At 66.5% G+C, this 18800-nt stretch carries 25 protein-coding genes; 15 read left to right on the plus strand and 10 right to left on the minus strand.

From position 1 onward, the window contains the following. Nucleotides 1-12: 12 nt before the first annotated feature. Together AX690_RS04125 and dinB are read right to left on the minus strand one after the other, a co-directional pair. Nucleotides 13-390, minus strand: a complete 378-nt coding sequence (locus AX690_RS04125) for a hypothetical protein (protein WP_062093631.1) — start codon at nt 388-390, stop codon at nt 13-15. A gap of 45 nt (nt 391-435) precedes the next feature. Then, nucleotides 436-1506 carry a DNA polymerase IV gene (gene dinB / locus AX690_RS04130; RefSeq protein ID WP_062093632.1) on the minus strand — a complete coding sequence of 357 codons (1071 nt, stop codon included), beginning with the start codon at nt 1504-1506 and terminating at the stop codon, nt 436-438. A gap of 155 nt (nt 1507-1661) precedes the next feature. On the opposite strand from dinB, the gene AX690_RS04135 reads away from it, so the two are divergent. Continuing rightward, on the plus strand, nt 1662-2009 hold the full coding sequence (locus AX690_RS04135) for a hypothetical protein (RefSeq protein ID WP_062093633.1): 348 nt from the start codon (nt 1662-1664) through the stop codon (nt 2007-2009). 278 nt (nt 2010-2287) lie between these two features. After that, nucleotides 2288-2620 carry a hypothetical protein gene (locus AX690_RS04140; RefSeq protein ID WP_062093634.1) on the plus strand — a complete coding sequence of 111 codons (333 nt, stop codon included), beginning with the start codon at nt 2288-2290 and terminating at the stop codon, nt 2618-2620. Here AX690_RS04140 and AX690_RS04145 read toward each other — a convergent pair. After that, complete coding sequence (locus AX690_RS04145) at nt 2617-3372, minus strand: SOS response-associated peptidase (RefSeq protein WP_062093635.1); 756 nt, start codon at nt 3370-3372, stop codon at nt 2617-2619. The genes AX690_RS04140 and AX690_RS04145 overlap by 4 nt on opposite strands. A 125-nt stretch (nt 3373-3497) precedes the next feature. Between AX690_RS04145 and AX690_RS04150 the strand changes: the two genes are divergently transcribed. After that, complete coding sequence (locus AX690_RS04150; RefSeq protein WP_066683928.1) at nt 3498-3746, plus strand: hypothetical protein; 249 nt, start codon at nt 3498-3500, stop codon at nt 3744-3746. 250 nt (nt 3747-3996) lie between these two features. On the opposite strand, the gene AX690_RS04155 is transcribed toward AX690_RS04150, so the two are convergent. Continuing rightward, nucleotides 3997-4260: a DksA/TraR family C4-type zinc finger protein gene (locus AX690_RS04155; protein ID WP_062093637.1), complete on the minus strand. Its 264-nt coding sequence runs from the start codon at nt 4258-4260 to the stop codon at nt 3997-3999. A gap of 156 nt (nt 4261-4416) precedes the next feature. Between AX690_RS04155 and AX690_RS04160 the strand changes: the two genes are divergently transcribed. Next, nucleotides 4417-4791, plus strand: coding sequence for a hypothetical protein (locus AX690_RS04160; protein WP_062093638.1), 375 nt, complete (start codon nt 4417-4419; stop codon nt 4789-4791). On the opposite strand, the gene AX690_RS04165 is transcribed toward AX690_RS04160, so the two are convergent. Then, complete coding sequence (locus AX690_RS04165; RefSeq protein ID WP_231732115.1) at nt 4788-5705, minus strand: site-specific integrase; 918 nt, start codon at nt 5703-5705, stop codon at nt 4788-4790. The genes AX690_RS04160 and AX690_RS04165 overlap by 4 nt on opposite strands. Before the next feature lie 275 nt (nt 5706-5980). Between AX690_RS04165 and dusA the strand changes: the two genes are divergently transcribed. Beyond that, nucleotides 5981-6997: a tRNA dihydrouridine(20/20a) synthase DusA gene (gene dusA / locus AX690_RS04170; protein ID WP_066683929.1), complete on the plus strand. Its 1017-nt coding sequence runs from the start codon at nt 5981-5983 to the stop codon at nt 6995-6997. Nucleotides 6998-7000: 3 nt separating this feature from the next. On the opposite strand, the gene AX690_RS04175 is transcribed toward dusA, so the two are convergent. Beyond that, nucleotides 7001-7519, minus strand: a complete 519-nt coding sequence (locus AX690_RS04175) for a TIGR02281 family clan AA aspartic protease (RefSeq protein ID WP_066683930.1) — start codon at nt 7517-7519, stop codon at nt 7001-7003. 277 nt (nt 7520-7796) lie between these two features. Between AX690_RS04175 and AX690_RS04180 the strand changes: the two genes are divergently transcribed. After that, a complete protein-coding gene (locus AX690_RS04180; RefSeq protein ID WP_066683931.1) occupies nt 7797-8120 on the plus strand; it encodes a hypothetical protein in 324 nt (107 codons plus the stop codon). Between the two features lie 3 nt (nt 8121-8123). Here AX690_RS04180 and AX690_RS04185 read toward each other — a convergent pair whose 3' ends face one another. Then, complete coding sequence (locus tag AX690_RS04185) at nt 8124-8345, minus strand: DUF1289 domain-containing protein (protein WP_066683956.1); 222 nt, start codon at nt 8343-8345, stop codon at nt 8124-8126. A gap of 105 nt (nt 8346-8450) precedes the next feature. Between AX690_RS04185 and AX690_RS04190 the strand changes: the two genes are divergently transcribed. The 5 genes from AX690_RS04190 (at nt 8451) to AX690_RS22695 (ending at nt 12876) form a co-directional block, all read left to right on the plus strand. Then, nucleotides 8451-9332 (plus strand): nicotinate-nucleotide--dimethylbenzimidazole phosphoribosyltransferase, encoded by an 882-nt coding sequence (locus tag AX690_RS04190; protein WP_066683932.1) that lies wholly within the window; start codon nt 8451-8453, stop codon nt 9330-9332. Between the two features lie 151 nt (nt 9333-9483). Then, nucleotides 9484-10698, plus strand: a complete 1215-nt coding sequence (locus AX690_RS04195) for an acyl-CoA dehydrogenase family protein (RefSeq protein ID WP_066683933.1) — start codon at nt 9484-9486, stop codon at nt 10696-10698. A gap of 36 nt (nt 10699-10734) precedes the next feature. After that, nucleotides 10735-11175 carry an endonuclease domain-containing protein gene (locus AX690_RS04200; protein ID WP_082769494.1) on the plus strand — a complete coding sequence of 147 codons (441 nt, stop codon included), beginning with the start codon at nt 10735-10737 and terminating at the stop codon, nt 11173-11175. 16 nt (nt 11176-11191) lie between these two features. Then, on the plus strand, nt 11192-12331 hold the full coding sequence (locus AX690_RS04205) for an acyl-CoA dehydrogenase family protein (RefSeq protein WP_066683938.1): 1140 nt from the start codon (nt 11192-11194) through the stop codon (nt 12329-12331). A 410-nt stretch (nt 12332-12741) separates the two neighbouring features. Continuing rightward, complete coding sequence (locus AX690_RS22695; RefSeq protein ID WP_156449562.1) at nt 12742-12876, plus strand: hypothetical protein; 135 nt, start codon at nt 12742-12744, stop codon at nt 12874-12876. Between the two features lie 77 nt (nt 12877-12953). On the opposite strand, the gene AX690_RS04210 is transcribed toward AX690_RS22695, so the two are convergent. Continuing rightward, nucleotides 12954-13280, minus strand: a complete 327-nt coding sequence (locus AX690_RS04210) for a hypothetical protein (RefSeq protein ID WP_066683939.1) — start codon at nt 13278-13280, stop codon at nt 12954-12956. A 104-nt stretch (nt 13281-13384) separates the two neighbouring features. Beyond that, nucleotides 13385-13993: a TIGR00730 family Rossman fold protein gene (locus AX690_RS04215; RefSeq protein ID WP_066683940.1), complete on the minus strand. Its 609-nt coding sequence runs from the start codon at nt 13991-13993 to the stop codon at nt 13385-13387. A 74-nt stretch (nt 13994-14067) separates the two neighbouring features. Between AX690_RS04215 and AX690_RS04220 the strand changes: the two genes are divergently transcribed. From AX690_RS04220 to AX690_RS04230, 3 genes are read left to right on the plus strand one after another with little or no spacing between them, the layout of a single operon-like run. Then, the gene (locus AX690_RS04220) at nt 14068-14874 is read left to right on the plus strand and encodes a hypothetical protein (protein WP_066683941.1); all 807 of its coding nucleotides are present in this window, start codon (nt 14068-14070) and stop codon (nt 14872-14874) included. Next, a complete protein-coding gene (locus tag AX690_RS04225; RefSeq protein ID WP_082769495.1) occupies nt 14805-16733 on the plus strand; it encodes an ABC transporter ATP-binding protein/permease in 1929 nt (642 codons plus the stop codon). The genes AX690_RS04220 and AX690_RS04225 overlap by 70 nt, the downstream gene beginning before the upstream one ends. A 59-nt stretch (nt 16734-16792) precedes the next feature. Continuing rightward, complete coding sequence (locus AX690_RS04230) at nt 16793-17230, plus strand: VOC family protein (protein ID WP_066683945.1); 438 nt, start codon at nt 16793-16795, stop codon at nt 17228-17230. Nucleotides 17231-17238: 8 nt separating this feature from the next. Here the strand turns inward: AX690_RS04230 and AX690_RS04235 are convergent, their stop codons facing one another. Then, on the minus strand, nt 17239-17661 hold the full coding sequence (locus AX690_RS04235; RefSeq protein ID WP_066683946.1) for a hypothetical protein: 423 nt from the start codon (nt 17659-17661) through the stop codon (nt 17239-17241). Nucleotides 17662-17828: 167 nt separating this feature from the next. On the opposite strand from AX690_RS04235, the gene AX690_RS04240 reads away from it, so the two are divergent. After that, on the plus strand, nt 17829-18533 hold the full coding sequence (locus tag AX690_RS04240) for a glutathione S-transferase N-terminal domain-containing protein (protein WP_066683952.1): 705 nt from the start codon (nt 17829-17831) through the stop codon (nt 18531-18533). The last annotated feature ends 267 nt before the right edge of the window (nt 18534-18800 follow it).

The following is an 18800-nucleotide window of genomic DNA, read 5'->3' on the forward strand; positions in this document are numbered from 1 at the left end:
CCTGAGTGCTGGCTAGGACGGCTCGCCCTGGCTCAAGGCCTCGATCTGGCGCGCCGGGTCCGCCTCGATGGCGCGCCATAGCGCACCGGCAAGAAGGTCCTGGTAGGCGGCCAGGGCGGTGACGGCTGCGCTCCGCTCCAAGGCCATGATCAATACGGCGTGCGCGGCGATCAAGGGCAGGTCACGCGTTGCGGTGACATCCTGATGCACCGCAATCGCGGCGAGCGCCGCGCGGCGCGTCCAACCGTCCAGCGGCCCGGTCAGTTCAGCGACCAGCACGGGGCCCTCGACTTCGCGTCGCACGCAGAAACCAAGCGCCAGGACGCCGCGGCGAGATACGGCCCGCCAGTAGTCGATCGGTTCCAATTCGGGGTTCGGCGGCTGCGTCATTGGGAGGTTTATAGCGCCACGATGACGAACGCCTACGGTCCGAGGCTAGACGGGTAGGGTGGCCTGGGCCTCGATCGGGGCCGGAGCGAAGCTCGACACGGTCACGCCCAACAATCGCACGCCCGCGCGCAAAGGGTACACTGATCGCACCAGATCCTGGGCCACGCCTTTCAGGGTCGTCGCGTCAGCGATGACGTTGGGCAAAGAGCGCCGCCGCGTGGCCTGCTCGAAGTCGGCATACTTGATCTTCACCGTCGCTGTGCGCCCAAACGCCTGGGTCTTTTCGCACCAGCCGAACACCTTGTCGGCCAAGGCGGCGATCTCGGTCTCAATGAGATCGGGATCGGTGAGGTCGGTCTCGAAGGTCGTCTCCGAGCCTGAGGACTTGCGCTCGCGATCGGGATTGACCGGGCGCTCGTCGACACCGCGGGCGATCCCGTAGAACCATGCTCCGCTGTTGCGGAAGTGGTGAACAAGGAAGTCCAGGGTCTGATTGTAGAGGTCCTCGCCGGTCTCGATGTCCAGCGCCTTCATCTTGCGCTCGGTGACTTCGCCTACGCCGTAGAAACGGCCGATCGGCAAGGTAGCCACGAAGGCTTGGCCCCGGCCAGGCGCGACCAGGAACTGGCCGTTGGGCTTGTTCTGGTCGCTAGCCATCTTGGCCAAGAACTTGTTGTAGGAGATGCCCGCCGAGGCGGTGAGGCCCGTCTCGGCCAGGATGCGCGCCCGGATCTGCCGCGCGGTCTCGGTGGCGCTGCCGACGCCGGCCTTGTCGGCGGTGACGTCGAGATAGGCCTCGTCCAGCGACAGCGGTTCGATCAGGTCGGTGAAGTCAGCGAAGATCTCGTGGATCTGGCGCGAAACAGATTTGTAGACCTCGAACCGAGGCGGCACGAAGACGAGCTGCGGGCATTTGCGTAGGGCCGTGGTTGACGGCATGGCCGATCGCACACCGAACCGTCGGGCCTCATAGCTGGCGGCCGCGACCACCCCGCGCCGTGCCCCGTGGCCAACGGCGAGGGGCTTGCCCTTAAGGCTGGGATCATCGCGCTGTTCGACCGACGCATAGAAGGCGTCCATGTCGATATGGATGATTTTGCGAGGCGGCGAGTCCATGTCCCCAGCAAGCTAACACCCTGTGAACGAAACGCGAACTTTCTCCTTGAGCGGGCGGCTGAGATCGGGTGAAACCACGGGTCTTGCGACGCCGCGTCGCAGCGCGAAGGGCCGCTCGGGTGGTCCATCGTGGGGCCAGTCGGGGAGTGCCAGACGTGTCGCGTATCGAGGGTGAATTTCTGAGCCTGGCCCTGGAGATCGGCCTAGCCGAAGCGATTGCCGAGACCCTGCGCGACATCGATCGGGCGATGGCCGAACTACCGCCAACAGACCACGGCTCGCGCTATCGTAAGCGCCTGGAAGATCAGCGGGCCAGTTTGCGCAACCCGACCCTGCGCACGACGGCCGCTCTAGTCGTAGCGATGTGCGTTAAGAACCCGGCGCTAACGCCGAGAATCCGCAAGCCTTTCGCGCACTTGGTCGACCGGCATCCAGAGCTGATCTGGCTCTTTCCGCAGTTGCCTGCCGATCCCAAGCCGACGGAGTTGCGTCGCGCGGGCTAAGCCTACTGCACGCGTGGCGGCGGATCGTAGGGGCGGTCGTCGTCTGGAGACAAAGGTGGTCCTGGCTCGTTGAACGGGACGATCGGCTCGTCGAGCTCAGGCGGCGGGCCGTCCGGCGGGATCTCCAGCGGTGGAGCACCAGGTTCCGGATGGGGCGGTGGGGGTGCGAACGGATCGGACATGGATTACCTCATGATCCGAACGCCAGGGGCGCGCGATCGCTCCTTACGGGATCGAACGACGCCGATGATGTCGATCACGAGGAACAGACCGCCGACATGTCAGAGCGCCCGCCTTCGACGCTGAAGCGACCGCCGGAACAGCTCATTCGGCGCTTCCATCTCGGTCAGGTGGGAAGCGATACGGTGCGCACCTACCTCACCAAGGGCTATTCTCTCGCGATCTGCTGCAAGGACTGCCCTCGGTGCCTGGAATGGACTCCCGAGGATCTTGTCGAGAAATTTGGCGAGCGGACGCACATTAAGATCGCGGATATCGCCGCGCGGCTATCCTGCAGCGGCGAAGAAGGATGCAGGTCCAAGGAGGTGGCTGTCTTCCCGCATCTCTACGACGGCCCTTGGTCTTGGACCCCGCCGGACGACGAGGGCTAGGCGGGGACAACCTCGTCGCTCTTGCCGCCAAAGGCGACGATCTTCAGACGGTCCGGAAGCGGACGCTGGAGCGACTTGACCTCGTCCCAGGGCGCGTCGCTCATCCAGAGGTCCCACTCCTCCGGTTCGGTGAGGATCACCGGCATGGCCTTGGAGTGATAGGTCTTCACCGGCTCGGCGGAATCCGTCGTGAGGAAGCCGTAGGCCACAATCTCTTCCCAGCCCTTGCTGATCATCCGCACGCAGGCGTGGGGCGTCCAGATGCCGGCGAAGAAGGCCAGGGGGCGGCCTTCGTCCAGCGCGAACCAGACGTTCTTGCGGTCTTTCTTGTGGTCCTGATCGGGCTCGGCGAAGGAGGTGAACGGCACGAGGCAGCGACTGCCGGCGCCTAGCCACGGCGCCCAGTGCCGGTTGGTTTTGCCCGTCTTCTTGCTGATCGCGTAGCGGATGTTGGTGGTCCCCTTGTCGGGCTCCATCTTCAGCAACTCGGCGAAGTCGAACTCCGTGCCCTTGGCGCGCAATTTGTCGGCCCGCAGCGTGGCCGCGTCGAACAGCGCTTCCTTTGATGACGGCATGCCCCACCTCGCGTCGCGCATGATCCGCTGACCGTCTTCGCCTTGGGTGATGATCGGCGCGGCGTAGTCAGGATAGATGCCCGGCATAGGCGGCTGGTTGTTATTGAGGTCGGTCATCGCCCGCGCCAGCGCCGCCACTTCAGCGCGCGCCTTCATCAGGGCGTAGAGATTGCACATTCAAGAGGTCTCCAGGCGGCCGTTCAGCCGACGCTAGCGGTCAGCCATCAAACTGCAAGCCGACGTACCGAACGTCTCTAGGCTGCCTTCAACCACACGCGCGCGTGCCACCATCCGCGCGGGGCGTGCTCTGGATCGCCCAGACCATCGAAGAACATCTCCACGTGCTGGGCGCGCGGATGGTCGACAAGCGCTTGGCAGGGTGCGCCCTGGCCATGCAGCTCGACCTCGTGCGGGCGATCAGGACGGGCCTCATCGAGCGCCGGCGCGGCGTCGATCGTGCGGTCAAGCCAGATGACCAAGCCGCCATCGCGGCCGGCTTCCACATGCCGGACAGCGGGGAGGGTTTCCAGGTATCCGGGTGCGCCGACTAAGCCGTCGATTTCCACGGCAGTCAGCGGTTCAGCGGTGACGGGATGAGCGTGGTTCATGGGAACGAATATAGAACATCCTGATGTGAAAGGCGAGTCGACGTGAGGTCGCAGAGGGTGGCCCGAAGCACGAGGCTTCGGGCCGGGCTCCAGGTATCGTCGCTGCTCAAAGGAATGGCGGCGAGTCAGTCCCGAGCCCATGGGGACCGCGCCGCCGCGAAGCGGGGCGCACGAGTCCCCAGTCTGATGGGGATCAGCGCAGCTGGCTGTCTTTGCTGCCGCGGCGATTGATGCTGCTGAACACCACTTGCTTGTCGCGCCCAGCCTGGCACTCGATGCAGGTCCGGCAGCCGGGTAGGGCGCGTCGGCGAGCTTCGGGAATGTCCTCGCCGCACTCGACACAGAAAAAGAAGCTTTCTCCAGCGGGTAGCCGAGCACGCGCGTTGAGGACGCCGTCGGTTACCGTATCTTCGATCTGATCGAGAACGCCCCCGTCATGGGTCCAGCCGCCTGCCATCCGTTCGAAAGCTCCTTTAATCCAGAAGCTTAGATGGTGTTTCTTCCGGCGTTCTCCAGTGGCGCGGGCGGGTTCGGGGCCATGCCAAATTGCCGCATTTCCGCGACGTCCAACGGGTTGGATGTATCACTGGCGGCAATGGAGTAGAGTTCGCGGATGACCGGCAGCGATCCTCATCTCAACGCCTGGGCCATTGGCCAACTTCAGGAAACGCAGGCCCAAGTCGACCATGTGGTCTTCGATCTTGGCGTCGATACCGATGTCGGCATCCCGGGCGCCGGCGGGGTATCGATCGCCAGCGAGGATAACAGGCAGGGCTTGCGAACGCTGTTTCTGACCGCACGCCCGGTCCTTCTGGGTCAGGTCGAGTTGCTCGCCGAGCTGATTACCCAGGCGCCCGACAAGAAACCGCATAGGAAGATCGCCAACCTATCGGCAACGCCCGATGCTCTACGAGACCTGGCGCGCGTGCTCCTCGAGGCGGCCGATGCAGCCGACGAACTGCGACCGCGTCCGACCCCTGTCGGTTAGTCGTCCGGATCCGTCCACGTCTGAAGCTGGGCGACTGCCGCATGGACGGACTTGGCTTTGATGTGCGTGTAGCGGCGCAGCATTTTCCAATCCTTGTGACCGGTGATCAGGGCGACCTGCTCGATCTTCAGGCCTGCCTCGAAGAAGCGGCTCGTGGCTTCATGGCGCGTGTCGTGGAAATGCAGGTCATCGATCTGCAGCTTGGCGGCCGTGCGCGTGAACGCCGCGCTGATCGCTGTCGCCGTGTAGGGGAAGATCCGATCGTCGAAATTGCTACGGATCGCCCGCTGCTCCTCGATCAAACCTAGAGCATCATAGCCATTGATGTTGACGAGCGGCACACGCTGATCGTTGCCGTACTTGTCGCGCGGGTCCTTGCGGTCGCGGATGATGATGGTCTTGGCCCGCAGGTCGAGATCGCTCCAGGTGATCCGGCAGATCTCGTCCTGACGCATGGCCGTGGCGATCGCGAACTGGATGATCCGCGTCATCGGGTTGCGCTGCCAGAGGTTCTCATCGAACGACTTGAACAGCCGATCGAGCTCTTCCTGGGTTGGGCGGCGATCGCGTTCCTGGCTTTTGCCAATCAGGCCCAGATGCTTCAGCGCCAATCGGCCCTTTTCGATCGGCTCGATCTTGGTCTCGATCTCGTGGACGGCCGAGGCGTGGGCGAAGACCAGCTTGATCCAGCCGACATACATGCCGATCGTGACCGGGCCGGTCCCGCCCTTGGCGCGCTCGCGTCCAAAATCGATGATGAACTGCCGGTCGATCTTGGCAAAACGCGTTTCGCCAATCGTCCGGCGCAGATGGAGCAGCGCCTCAAGCTTTGTACGGCCGATGGGCTTTTTGGCTGCGGCGAGATCGTCGATGTGTAGGTCGATAAGATGGGCGAGGGACGTCTTCGTGGTCACATACGTCTTCTTCGGCGCCGCACCGTTGTCGATCGCGCTCTCCTGTGCCGTGGCCCATCGCCGCGCGTCCTCGCGTAGCTTGAACGTCTCGCTTATATAGCGCCCCTTCCGACGGACGATGGCTCGCCAGGCGCCGGAGGGCAAATTCACAAAGGTCGCCATTTTCGTGTACGCCATGTGTACAGTGGAATGTCGGAACATAGAGAAAACCTGCGTACACTCGCGTACGTTCTTCGGTTTTCGGTATCTCCTAACGCATTGAATATACGATAAAAATGACGCGATTTGAACCCCATAGATTTTCTGTTGCGCCCATGATGGACTGGACCGACCGCCACTGCCGGTCGCTGCACCGCGTGCTGTCCAGCCGCGCGCTGCTGTACAGCGAGATGGTCACGAGCGGCGCGGTGGCGCACGGCGATCGCGAGAAGCTGCTGGGCTTCGACGCCGGCCAGCATCCGGTGGCGCTGCAGCTGGGCGGTTCGGACCCCGCCGAGCTGGCCCAGGCCGCGCGGATCGGCGAGGACTGGGGCTATGACGAGATCAATCTGAACGTCGGCTGCCCTTCGGACCGCGTGCAGAGCGGCCGCTTCGGCGCCTGCCTGATGCGCGAGCCCGACCTCGTGGCCGAATGCATGGCCGCGATCAAGGACGCGGTGAAGGTCCCGGCCACGGTGAAGTGCCGGATCGGCGTCGACGACCAGGACCCGGAAGAGAGCCTCTTCACGCTTGTCGACCGTTGCGCGGCCGCCGGGATCGACAATTTCATCGTCCACGCCCGCAAGGCCTGGCTGCAAGGCCTGTCGCCCAAGGAGAACCGGGACATCCCGCCGCTGGACTATGAGCTCGTCTATCGGCTCAAGCGCGAGCGGCCGAGCCTGACCATCGCCATCAACGGCGGCGTGCCCAGCGTCGACGCGGCGCTGGAGCATCTGGCCAACGGCGTCGATGGGGTGATGCTGGGCCGCGCGGCCTATCACGAGGCGGGCCTGTTGGGCGAGGTGGACCGCCGCGTGTTCGGCCTGGATGTCGCCGATGTCGACAGTTTCGAGGCGGTCGAGCGCTATCGGCCTTATCTGGCGCGGGAGCTGGCGGCCGGAACGCATCTGGCGGCGATGACCCGGCACATGCTGGGGCTGTTCCACGGCCTGCCGGGCGCGCGGGCGTGGCGGCGCATCCTGACGGTCGAGGGCGTCAAGCCGGGCGCGGGTCTCGACGTGGTCGACCGCGCGCTGGACGCGGTGCGCGCGGCGCTGGCCTCGCGCGAGGAGCGGACAGCGCCTGTCGCCTGAGGCTCAGGGGTGCAGGATCAGCGCTTCGGGGGTGGCCTCGAACCGCGATAGGCGGCCCAGATAGCTCATGCCCAGCAGCGAATTCTCAAGGCCCTTCTCGATGACCAGGGCGTCGACGTCGCGGACCCTGGCGCCGGCGATGGCGACGCTGGCCAGCTTGACCGAGGCGGCGCGGGTGCGGCCGTCGGCGGTGATGACGTTGTAGTCGTAGGTCAGCTTGCTGGTGTCGATGCCCAGGCGCTGGGCGTCTGCCATGCTGAGCGAGACGGCGGTGGCGCCAGTGTCGACCAGGAAGCGGACGTCGTGACCGTCAACGGCGGCCTTGGCCCAGAAGTGGCCGTCGCTGTCCTTGGCGATCTGGGCGGAGCCGCCTTCGGCGTCGCCCAAGGTGGCGGCGGCGGCCGACGGCGCGCGGAGCTCGGGATGGCGCAGATCGTCCAGCGACACGACGGCCTTGGCCGCGCCCACGGCCGACAGGGCGCCCACCAGAGCGATCGCCGCAAACCTAAACATCGAAGACATCCCGCCTTATAGGCTCCCAAGACCGCTTCTCGGCCCCGTTCAATCATTAGGAGCCAGGCGTTTTCAAGGCGTGAATCGGGCGGGCGTTTTTCGCGCCGGAATCCATCAATCCCATACGCGCGATACGACAGGTCTATTATCGGCGATAAGATTACGCGATCGTAATATATCCTGGATTTTGCGATCTATATTAATGTATTCGATTTAACTTCATCCGAATTTGGGGCGGGTCTATTCCACCAATGGGCTAGTAAACGGCTCATCGAGGGAACGCACCATGAAAGCGCTTATTGTCACAGCCGCCGCCTTCGCGGCCTTTGCCGGCGTCGCCCAGGCCGGAGTGTCGAACCTGAACTATCTGGAAGCGGCGCGGTGCCGGGGGCTGGCGGCCTCCGAAAACCTCGGCAAGCTCGACACCACAACTCTGGACGCCTTCCTGCGCGACGAGGGCGCGGCCCGTGATCTCGCGGTCCGCACCTCGGCCATCAACAAGATGCAGGCCGCCTTGAAGGAGGCCAACGCCGCGGACGGCGAAAAGAAGGCCAAGCTGCTGGCTCAGCGCGACGGCGCCTGCGCCGCCTTTATCGCGGGCGGAAAATAGCGCCTATCGCCCCGTGGTCGCCGCCATCAGGGCGATCATCGGGTCCGGCCGATCGGTGAGGGTGGCGGTGATCGTCGCCCGTTCCTCGTCGCTGAACCGCGCCCAGCCGGCGATCTCCGCCAGGGTGCGGCGACAACCCAGGCAATAGCCGCTGGCGCCGTCCACCGCGCACACCTTGACACAGGGCGTGGCGATCGGGCGGGGCGGTTTGGCTGGAGGCGTCATTGTCATGGCGACAAACATCTCCATTCCCTTGATGGCGCGCAAGGCGCGTCGATCTTGAGGTCATCGGGGCTTGCTTTGGGCGCGGACGGGTTTAAGTCCGCGCCCATGACCGCTTCCCCCTTCGCCGACATCCGCCAACTCGCTGTCTCGCCGCCCGCGCCGGGACCGTCTCCGACGCTGGAACAGGGCGGGCGGCTGGCCGAGATCTCGGCCTGGCTCACCGCGTGGAGCGGCAAGAGCCCGCCGGCGGTGAACCGGCCGGTCGTGGCGCTGTACGCCGGCGCGCGACAAGGCGTCGGGCCGCGCGGCTACGCCCGCGATCGGCTGGAGGCCATCGCCTCGGGCGGCGCCACCGTCTCGCGGTTGGCGGGCGTCCAAGGGGCGGGCCTCGAAGCCTTCGACCTCGCCATCGACCGCCCGTCGCCGGACTCCGTCGAGAAGGCCTCGATGAGCGAGAAGGAAGCCGCCGCCACCATGGCCTTCGGCATGGAAGCCTTGGCCAAGCAGCCCGACCTGCTGATCCCAGGCGTCATCGTCGCCGAGCCGGCCCGCACCGCCGCGGCCCTATGCCTGGCGTTGTTTGGCGGCGAGGCCTCGGACTGGTCGGACGATCCCGAGCCGGTCGCCGCCGCCGTCGCCCGCGCCAAGGCCGAGGGCATGACTGACGACCCGCTGGACATCCTGCGCCAGCTGGGCGGGCGAGAGACGGCCGCCGTGCTCGGCGCGATCCTGGCCGCCCGCGTTCAGAAGGTCCCGGTGCTGCTGGATGGCTACGCCGCCTGCGCCGCCGCCGCCATTCTGCGTTCGGTCGAGCCGACGGCGATCGACCATTGCCTCGCCGCGCATGTCAGCCCGGCGAAGGGCCACGCCCGCCTTCTGGAAATCCTCGACAAGCGGCCGCTTCTGGCGCTCGATACCCTCGATGAGGAAGGTGTCGGCGGCGCCTCGGCCCTGGCGCTCGTCAAGCTGGCCTGCGAGGTTCGGTAGGCGGTTCGGCGTCAGCTCAACTGAACGCGGATCACGTTTGCTTCCGTTGACGCTAACGTCATCTTTCCAAACGGTCGTTCGACCGATATCGTGGCGCTCGAAACGCAATAACGGCCTCCCCTAGAGAGGCCGATTGGAACGGGAGCTGGCCATGAATCTCGACTTCTCGCCCGAGGACCTCGCCTTCCGCGATGAGGTCCGCGCCTTCATCGCCGAGAACTATCCGGCGAGCTTGCGCGACAAGCAGGAGGAGGGCGAGGAAATGGCCAAGGAAGATTTCCTGGCCTGGCATCGCATTTTGGCCAACAAGGGCTGGGTGGCCCCGGCGTGGCCGACCCAATATGGCGGTCCGGGCTGGACCTCCGTTCAGCGCTACATCTGGTCGGAAGAGACCGCTCGCGCCGACTGCGTGCCGATCCTGCCGTTCGGCATCAACATGGTCGGCCCGGTGATCTACACCTTCGGCACGCCCGAGCAGAAAGAGCGCTTCCTGCCGCCGACCCTGTCGGGCGACATCTGGTGGAGCCAAGGCTATTCCGAGCCGGGCGCCGGCTCCGACCTCGCCAGCCTCAAGACCAAGGCCGAACGCTTCACCGGCGACGACGGCAAGGAATACTATCTGGTCAACGGCCAGAAGACCTGGACCACCCTGGCCCAGCACGGCGACTGGATCTTCTGCCTGGTCCGCACCGACCCGAACGCCAAGATCCAGGAGGGCATCTCGTTCCTGCTGATCGACATGAAGTCGCCGGGCGTGACCGTCCGCCCGATCATCACCCTGGGCGGCGAGCACGAGGTCAACGAGGTCTGGTTCGAGAACGTCAAGGTGCCGGTCGAGAACCGCATCTACGAAGAGAACAAGGGCTGGACCTGCGCCAAGTTCCTGCTGGCCCACGAGCGCTCCGGCATCGCCGGCGTCGCCCGCTCCAAGCGCGGTATCGAGCGCATCCGCCAGATGGCCTCGACCGAGCTCGGCGATGACGGCTCGGCCCTGATCAAGGACCCGATGTTCAAGCGCAAGGTGGCCGAACTGGAGATCGACCTGACGGCGCTGGAATACACCGAACTGCGCACCCTGGCGGGCGAAGCCGCCGGCAAGGGTCCTGGTCCGGAATCCAGCCTGCTGAAGATCAAGGGCACCGAGATCCAGCAGCGGATCACCGAGCTCGTGCTGGAGGCGGCCGGCCACTACGGCGCGCCGTACTTCCGCGGCTTCCCGACCGACGGCGACAACGCCCACCCGATCGGCCCCGACTTCGCCCACCGCGCCGCCCCGACCTATTTCAACGTCCGCAAGACGTCGATCTACGGCGGCTCCAACGAGATCCAGCGCAACATCATCGCCAAGATGGTGCTGGGGCTCTGATATAAGCAAAGCACCCCTCCCCCTTGCGGGGAGGGGATGGGGGTGGGGGTGTCAGCACGGACGCCAGGAGCTCTGCACCATTCCGACCGAGCCGATCGCTCGGCCAAGCGGATGCGTCGCGAGCCGACCCTGGCGGAGAAGCTGTTCTGGAAGGCGCTGCGACAGATCGAGATCCCGGGGTCTCACTTCCGTCGCCAGGCGCCGTTCGGACCCTACATCGTGGACTTTGTCTGCCATCATCATCGGCTGATCGTCGAAGTGGATGGCGCGGTTCACGACCTGGATGACGTGGCTGCCCGCGACGCCGAACGCCAAGCCTGGCTCAAGGCGCGTGGGTACCGGGTGATCCGGGTTTCCAATTCGCAGGCCATCAACGACCCGTACTCGGCGGTCGAAAGAATACTGGCGCTCATTGGCGCCGACACCCCCACCCCCGGCCCCTCCCCGCAAGGGGGAGGGGAGCTGGTCATAGAATAATAGAGGAAACCCAGGGATGGATTTCAACTTCACCGAAGAACAGTCGATGCTCCGCGACACGGTCGCGAGCTTCCTGCAGGACAAGTACGACTTCGACACCCGCCGCAAGATCGTCAGCTCCGACAGCGGCTGGCGGGCCGACTACTGGAAGGCGTTCGCCGAGGAGCTGGGCATCCTGGGCGCGCCGTTCTCGGAAGAGCTGGGCGGTCTGGGCGGCGGCGGCGTCGACAACATGATTGTCATGGAGGAGTTCGGTAAGGCGCTCGTCATCGAGCCCTACCTCGGCACCGTGGTGATCGGCGGCGGCTTCCTGAAGCACTCGGGTTACGCCAGCGCGGCCTCGGTGATCGAGGGGATCATCGGCGGGACCACCACCATCGCCTTCGCCTATGGCGAGCCCCAGGCCCGCTACACCTGGCGCGACCTGAAGACGACCGCCAAGAAGGACGGCGCGGGCTGGGTCCTGAACGGCCACAAGGCCGTGGTGATCGGCGCGCCGTTCGCCACCCACCTGATCGTCACCGCCCGCACCGGCGGCGCCCAGCGCGACGCCGGCGGCGTCGGCGTGTTCCTGGTCGACAAGAGTCTGCCGGGCATCGTCACCCGCGACTACCCGACCGTCGACGGCAACCGCGCCTCGGAAGTCTATTTCGAGAACGTCTCGGTCCCGGCCGACGCCCTGATCGCCGAGGATGGCCTGGCTTTGGTCGACAAGGTGATCGACGAGGCCACCGCCGCCGTCGGCGCCGAGGCCGTGGGCGTGCTGCGCAAGCTGCACGAGGGCACGCTGGACTACGCCAAGCAACGCAAGCAGTTCGGCACGGCCATCGCCAACTTCCAGGTGCTGCAGCACCGGATGGTCGACATGTTCATCGAGGTCGAGCAATCGGTGTCGATGACCTACATGGCCACCATCAAGCTCGATGAGGACGCCGCCGAGCGCGCCAAGGCCGTGTCGGCGATGAAGGTCCGCATCGGGCGCGCCTGCAAGTTCGTGGGCCAGAACGCCATCCAGATCCACGGCGGCATGGGCATGACCGACGAGCTGGCCATCGGCCACTACTTCAAGCGGGCCACGATGATCGAGGGCCTGTTCGGCTCGGTCGACCACCATCTGAAGCGCTACGAGTCGCTGTCGTTCGACGCGGCGGCCTGACGAACGCCGTTCGGCGTACGGAGCAATAGGCCAGAATGGAGAGGCCGCCTGCGTCACGCCGACGCGGGCGGCCTTCTTCATGGCTGGGCGTGCTTCCGTCGCATGGGGCGCCGGCGACAGGCGGTCGGGGGGCTGGATGGGGGGAGGCGGATCAGGCGGAACGCCAGCGCCCCTTGCTCCGCTTGAGCCGAGGGCGCCCCGCCAAGGCCGGAGATCGCCCCTGGTTGTGCGTGGACTGATAAATTTTCCTTTGTGACGCGGGTGTTTAGGCGACAGACGGACGAGCTCGCCTGCGCGCTTTGTCGCGTTGCCGACGCACGCTAAGGGCGCAAACTTCACCTCGACGCGCTGACGACTAGGAGGGGACCGCCCCTGTAAGCCGCGCGCGTCTCCTGGTCCTAAAGGTCAATCTGGGAGACGCCGCCATGACCGTATCGAAGATGAACCACGCCATGTTCTCGTTCGCCCTGATGGGCGGCATGCTGGTGGGAGGCCGGTCCTATCCGAAGCCCGCCAAGTCGTCCGCCAAGTCGGAACGAAAGTAAGCTTGCCAGTGGCTTCAGGGTCCCACGCCCTCGAACAAGAAGGCCTCCGTCGTTTCCGGCGGAGGCCTTTTTTCAGCTTAGCCCTTGGGCTTGGCCGCCGCGTTGCACTCGGCGAGGGCGGCGTCCTCGAGCGGTTCGCCGCGATAGTTGAAGGCGGTCAGCTCGCCCAGTTGACCGGCCAGCTTGCGGCAGGCGCGGGCGACAGGCAGGGCCCGGACCTTGGTGGTCGAGCACATGTCGTCCTTGCAGCGCCAGACCGAACCGTCCTGGATGAACTGAGCGGTGGTGGGCGGCGTCTTCAGCTTGAGCCAGGCGCCTTCGCTATCGGCGGCGAAGGCGGTTCCGGCCGACAGGCCAGCGACAAGAGCGCAGGCCATCAGGCCCGCGTGAACAGCGGTACGCATTCCTTTAGTCTCCTATCCCCGCGCCGGATGGGAGTTCCGGCGCACGAGCACACGCGGTCCATGTTGACCGTCGGCTCAAGGACATAGTGCGTCTTTTTTAGAAACTAAGTCAACTGGCGAAGCGTAGCCGGCGCGCCAGCCACGTCGATTTCCTGGTTCCAGGTCAGCAGGGCGGGGGTTACGTCCTCGGCCTTCTCGACCGCGCGCCAGGCGTTCAGCAGGCTGGGCGGGGTCAGGCCCAGATCGACCGTGTGTCGGATCAGGGTGAAGAACGGATCCCAGAAGCCGGCGGGGTTATGGAACACGATCGGCTTCTGGTGAAGGTCTAAACGGCGCCAAGACAGCAGTTCGACGATCTCTTCCAGCGTGCCGATGCCGCCGGGGAGCACGACGAAGGCGTCCGAGCGTTCGAACATCATCATCTTGCGTTCGTGCATCGTCTCGACAACTACGGTCTCTACGTCGTCGAAGGGCTGTTCGCGACCGCGCAGGAAACTTGGGATGACGCCAAGGACAGCGCCGCCCGCTGAATGCGCCCCGCGCGCGGTAGCACCCATCAGGCCGACGCCGCCGCCGCCATAGACCAGCTTCAGGCCGGCCTTGGCGAAGCTCTCGCCGATCTGATGAGCATCGGTCAGGTAGCTGGGCTCGACGGTGTTGGACGATCCGCAATAGACGCAGACCGAGCCCAGACGGCTAGACTCGTTGGGCATCGTCGTCCACTCCACACAAAAGACGAAAGGCGCACGGGCTCGCGCGCCTTCGAACCGTTCCTATTTGAGGGCGCATGATCAGGATTCGCTTCTTGGGTTGCAAGCCGCCGATCGTCGCGGGGGGATTGGCCGCGGCGCTGCTCGCCGCCTGCTCGCCCAGCGCGCCCAAGCCCGCGGATGCGCCCAAGGCCGATGACAGCGCCGAGGCCGGCTATGTCGGCCCGCCCGTCGTCGAGACCGTCCAGCGCGTGAGCGGCGCCCTGGCTCTGTCGGGCCACGGCGCGCCGGAAGCCGACGTTCGCCTGCGCTCGCCCGCCGGCGAGACCTTTGCCGGGCGGACCGATCGCGAAGGACGCTGGAAGCTCACCGTTCCCAATGTCGAGGGCGTGCGCCTCTTTGGCCTGTCGACGACCCGCGCCGGACGCACCGTGCAGGCCGAGGGCTATGTGATGGTGGCGGACGGCGGCGACGTGGCGCTGCTGCGCGCGGGCGCCGGGGCCAAGCGCCTGGCTCCCGGCTCATCGTCGCCCCGCATCCTGACGATCGACGTTGATCGCGAGGGCGGGGCGGTGGTGTCCGGCGTCGCCGCGCCGGACGCCGGCCTCAACGTTCGGGTCGATCGCGTCACGCGCGGCGGAGGGCGGGCCGACGAAGACGGACGGTTCTTTATCTCGCTGACGGCCTCCCTGGCGCCGGGCGGCCACGACATCCAGGTCGCGGGCGACGGCGGGGAAACCGCGGTGTCGGTCGTCACCTCTCCGCCTCAGCCGCTGGTGACCGGGCCGGTGCGCGCGGAGCGTACGCCGCAAGGCTGGCGAGTCGATTGGATGACGCCCGGCGGCGGCGTCCAGACCACCATGCTGATCGGCGGTCCGCGATGAGGGGCATGGGCGGCCCGCCCTCCGCCGGACGCGCGGCCGTTCCCGGCGCGATCGCCAAGGCTGATCAGCCCGTGCGCTTCTGGAGCGCCATGGGCGATTTGGCGCGCCTGGTCGTCCGCTCCGGCGCGCCAGGACTGCGCTGGCGAGTGACGGTCGCGCTGATCCTGACGCTGACGGGCAAGGCGCTGGGCGTGCTGGCGCCGCTGATGCTGGGCAAGGCGGTCAATCAGCTGTCGGCCGGCCAGAGCGCGGCGGTCGCCGTGACCTGGGCCTTTGCCGGCCTGGCCCTGGGCTGGGCGTTCGTGCGGTTCGTCTCGGCCGCCGCGCCTCAGGCCCGCGACACGATCTTCACGCCCGTCGCCCAGGCCGCCCAGAACCGGGCGGCGGTCGAGACCTTCTCGCACGCCCTGTCGCTGTCGATCGACTTCCACCAATCCAAGCGGACCGGCTCGCTGTCGCGGGTGATCGATCGCGGCGCGCGGTCGATGGACTTCCTGCTGCGCAGCCTGGCCTTCAACCTGGCGCCCACGGGCGTCGAACTGGTCATGGCGGCGGTCGTGCTGGCCAAGGCCTATGACTGGCGGTTCGCGGCCATCGCGCTGGGCACCGTGGCCGTCTATGGCTACCTGACCTTCGCGATCTCGGACTGGCGCATCGGCCATCGCCGGGCCCTGAACGAGGCCGACGCCGAAGCCGCCGGCCGGGCGGTCGACGCCTTGCTGAACTATGAGACCGTCAAGTCGTTCGGCGCCGAGGCGCGGGCGGTGGCGGGTTATGGCGGCGCGCTGGATCGCTATGGCGAGGCGCAGATCAAGGCGACCAACTCGCTGAACCTGCTGAACATGGTGCAGGCGGCCGTGATGAGCGTCGGCCTGGGCGGCATGGCGGTGCTGGCGGGCGCCGAGGCCGCGGCCGGCCGCATCGGCCCCGGCGACGTGACGGCCGCCATCCTGATCCTGATCAACCTCTACGCCCCGCTGAACATCCTGGGCTTCGCCTATCGCGAGATCCGCCAGTCTCTGATCGACATGGAGGCGATGATGGACCTGCGCCGTCAGAGCGCCGACGTGGCCGATGCGCCGGACGCCATCGACCTGCCGCCCAGTGTCGACCACCGAGGCGGGGCGGTGGCGTTCGAGACGGTCTCCTTCCGCCACGGCGCGCGGTCCGAGGGTCTGGCGGACGTGACCCTGAACATCGCGCCGGGAACGACGGTCGCCATCGTCGGCCCCTCGGGCGCGGGCAAGACGACGCTGGTGCGGCTGGCGTTGCGGATGATCGATCCTCAGGCGGGGCGGATCACGCTGGACGGCCACGATCTGCGCGCCCTGACCCAGGCTTCGCTGCGTCGCGCGGTGGCGCTGGTGCCGCAGGACGTGGCGCTGTTCAACGACACCCTGGCCGCCAACATCGCCTTCGCCCGGCCCCAGGCCACCGAGGCCGAGGTCTGGGCGGCGGCGGAGGCGGCGGAGCTTGGCGAGTTCATCCGCAATCTGCCGGACGGCATGGCCACCAAGGTCGGCGAGCGCGGCTTGAAGCTTTCTGGCGGCGAGCGCCAACGGGTCGGCATCGCCCGCGCCCTGCTGGCCGATCCGCGCGTGCTGATCCTGGACGAGGCGACCAGCGCGCTCGACAGTCGCACCGAGGCGGCCATCCAGGCGACGCTGCGCAAGGCGCGGGCGGGGCGCACCACCCTGGTCGTGGCCCACCGTCTCTCGACCATCGCCGACGCCGACGAGATCGTGGTGTTACGGCGGGGCAGGGTGGTCGAGCGCGGCCGCCACGAGGCGCTGCTGGAGGCCGGCGGCGAGTACGCGGCCTTGTGGCGCCGCCAGACCCGCGAGCGCGAGCCGGTTTAGGGCTTCGCCGCGCCCGGCGGGGAGACTATATCGACGACGTTTTCCAGAGGAGTTCCGCCTTGCGCTATCTGCACACCATGGTCCGCGTTCGCGATCTGGACGCTTCGCTGCGGTTCTATTGCGAGGGCCTGGGCCTTCAGGAAGTGTCCAGGATGGAGAACGACAAGGGCCGCTTCACGCTCGTCTTCCTGGCCGCCCCGGAAGACGTCGAGCTGGCCAAGGAGCGCAAGGCGCCGCTGGTCGAGCTGACCTACAACTGGGACGACGAGGAATATCTGGGCGGGCGCAACTTCGGTCACCTGGCCTATCGCGTCGACGACATCTACGAGACCTGCCAGCGCCTGATGGACATGGGCGTGACGATAAACCGTCCCCCGCGCGACGGCCACATGGCGTTCGTGCGCTCGCCGGACGGCATCTCGGTCGAACTGCTGCAGGACGGCAGCCTGCCGCCGGCCGAGCCCTGGGCCTCGATGCCCAATACCGGCGCCTGGTAGGCGCGGGGCTAGACGAGACGCGCGCGGGCCAGGTCTTCCAGCCGTCGGACCGGCGCGTCGGCGATGGCCTTCCAGATCACCCGCGCCAACTCCACGCGATAGGCGGTCTTGTAGCCGGTGACGAACGGCGAGCGCGCGCCGCCGGGCGCTTCGGTGTTCAGCGCGTCGGCCAGCGCCTGGCGCACCTTGCGCGCCTGGGCGTCGAACGCGCCCGGGCCGGGCAGGGAGATCAGTCGGTCGACCTCCAGGCCGGCGTGCACCGCCGTCGCCACCAGCGCGGGAAGCGCGGACAGGTTGGAGGGGGCGAATGCGCACATCTTGAAGCTGGGCTTCGTGGTGTTGGCCCCGATCTTTTCGCCGGTGAGCTTGAAATCCAGGATCGCGGCGACGCGGTTCAGCGTCTCTGGCCAGTGATCGTCAGCATTCGCCATTTACTTGTTGTCCCCCTGGGGGCTCCCGATAACCGGGTTCATTGGGCGAGGAAAGCACTCCCAGCGCGAACTTCGCGTTTTGGGTATAGGCTGGCGCTGGAAATACGTCGGACGAGACGCCAAATGCCGACGGCTCCGCTCCGGAGCGGAACACGAGGCTTGAAGCCATGTCGGATCTGTCCGCCTTTCCGATCACTCGCCGCTGGCCCGCCCAGCATCCCGACCAGATCCAGCTGTATTCGCTGCCGACCCCCAACGGCGTGAAGGTCTCGATCATGCTGGAGGAGACGGGGTTGCCGTACGAGCCGCACCTGATCGACATCGGCAAGAACCAGACGTGGGAGCCGGAATATCTGTCCCTGAACCCGAACGGCAAGATTCCGGCGATCCTCGATCCCAACGGTCCGGACGGGAAGCCGCTGGCCCTGTTCGAATCCGGCGCGATCCTGGTCTATCTGGCCGACAAGAGCGGCCAGTTCCTGCCGAGCGACCCGGCCGCGCGCTACGAGACCCTGCAATGGGTCTTCTTCCAGATGGCCGCGATCGGGCCGATGTTCGGCCAGCTGGGCTTCTTCCACAAGTTCGCGGGCAAGGACTACGAGGACAAGCGTCCGCGCGACCGCTACGCCGCCGAATCAAAGCGGCTTCTGGGCGTCTTGGAGGGGCGCCTGGCCGACCGTTCGTGGATCATGGGCGACGACTACACGATCGCCGACATCGCCACGCTGGGCTGGGTGCGAAACCTCGTGGACTTCTACGGCGCGGGCGATCTGGTCGACTACGCGGCCCTGAAACACGTTCCCCGCTGGCTGGAGCAGGGTTTGGCGCGTCCGGCGGTGCGGCGCGGCCTCGACATTCCCAAGCGCGGGTGAGGCCCAAGCAGTGGCTGGGCCGCCTGCGACCTTTTCGCCCCGGCGTTAAGAATTAAGGCCTGATTAACCACGATCGCCCGACCCTGTGCGCGTCTTCTTTGGAAGGCGCACCACCATCACTGACTTTCCACAGCCCGGTCTCGTACCGGGCTGTTTTTTTGGAATAAGGCGCTTGCATCGCCGCGGGGAGGCGGCTATCACGCGGCCTCTTCTGAGAGCGACCTGTTCCGCGGTAGCTCAGTGGTAGAGCAGCCGGCTGTTAACCGG

This window comes from Caulobacter sp. CCH9-E1 (assembly GCF_001556515.1).
GTDB lineage: Bacteria > Pseudomonadota > Alphaproteobacteria > Caulobacterales > Caulobacteraceae > Caulobacter.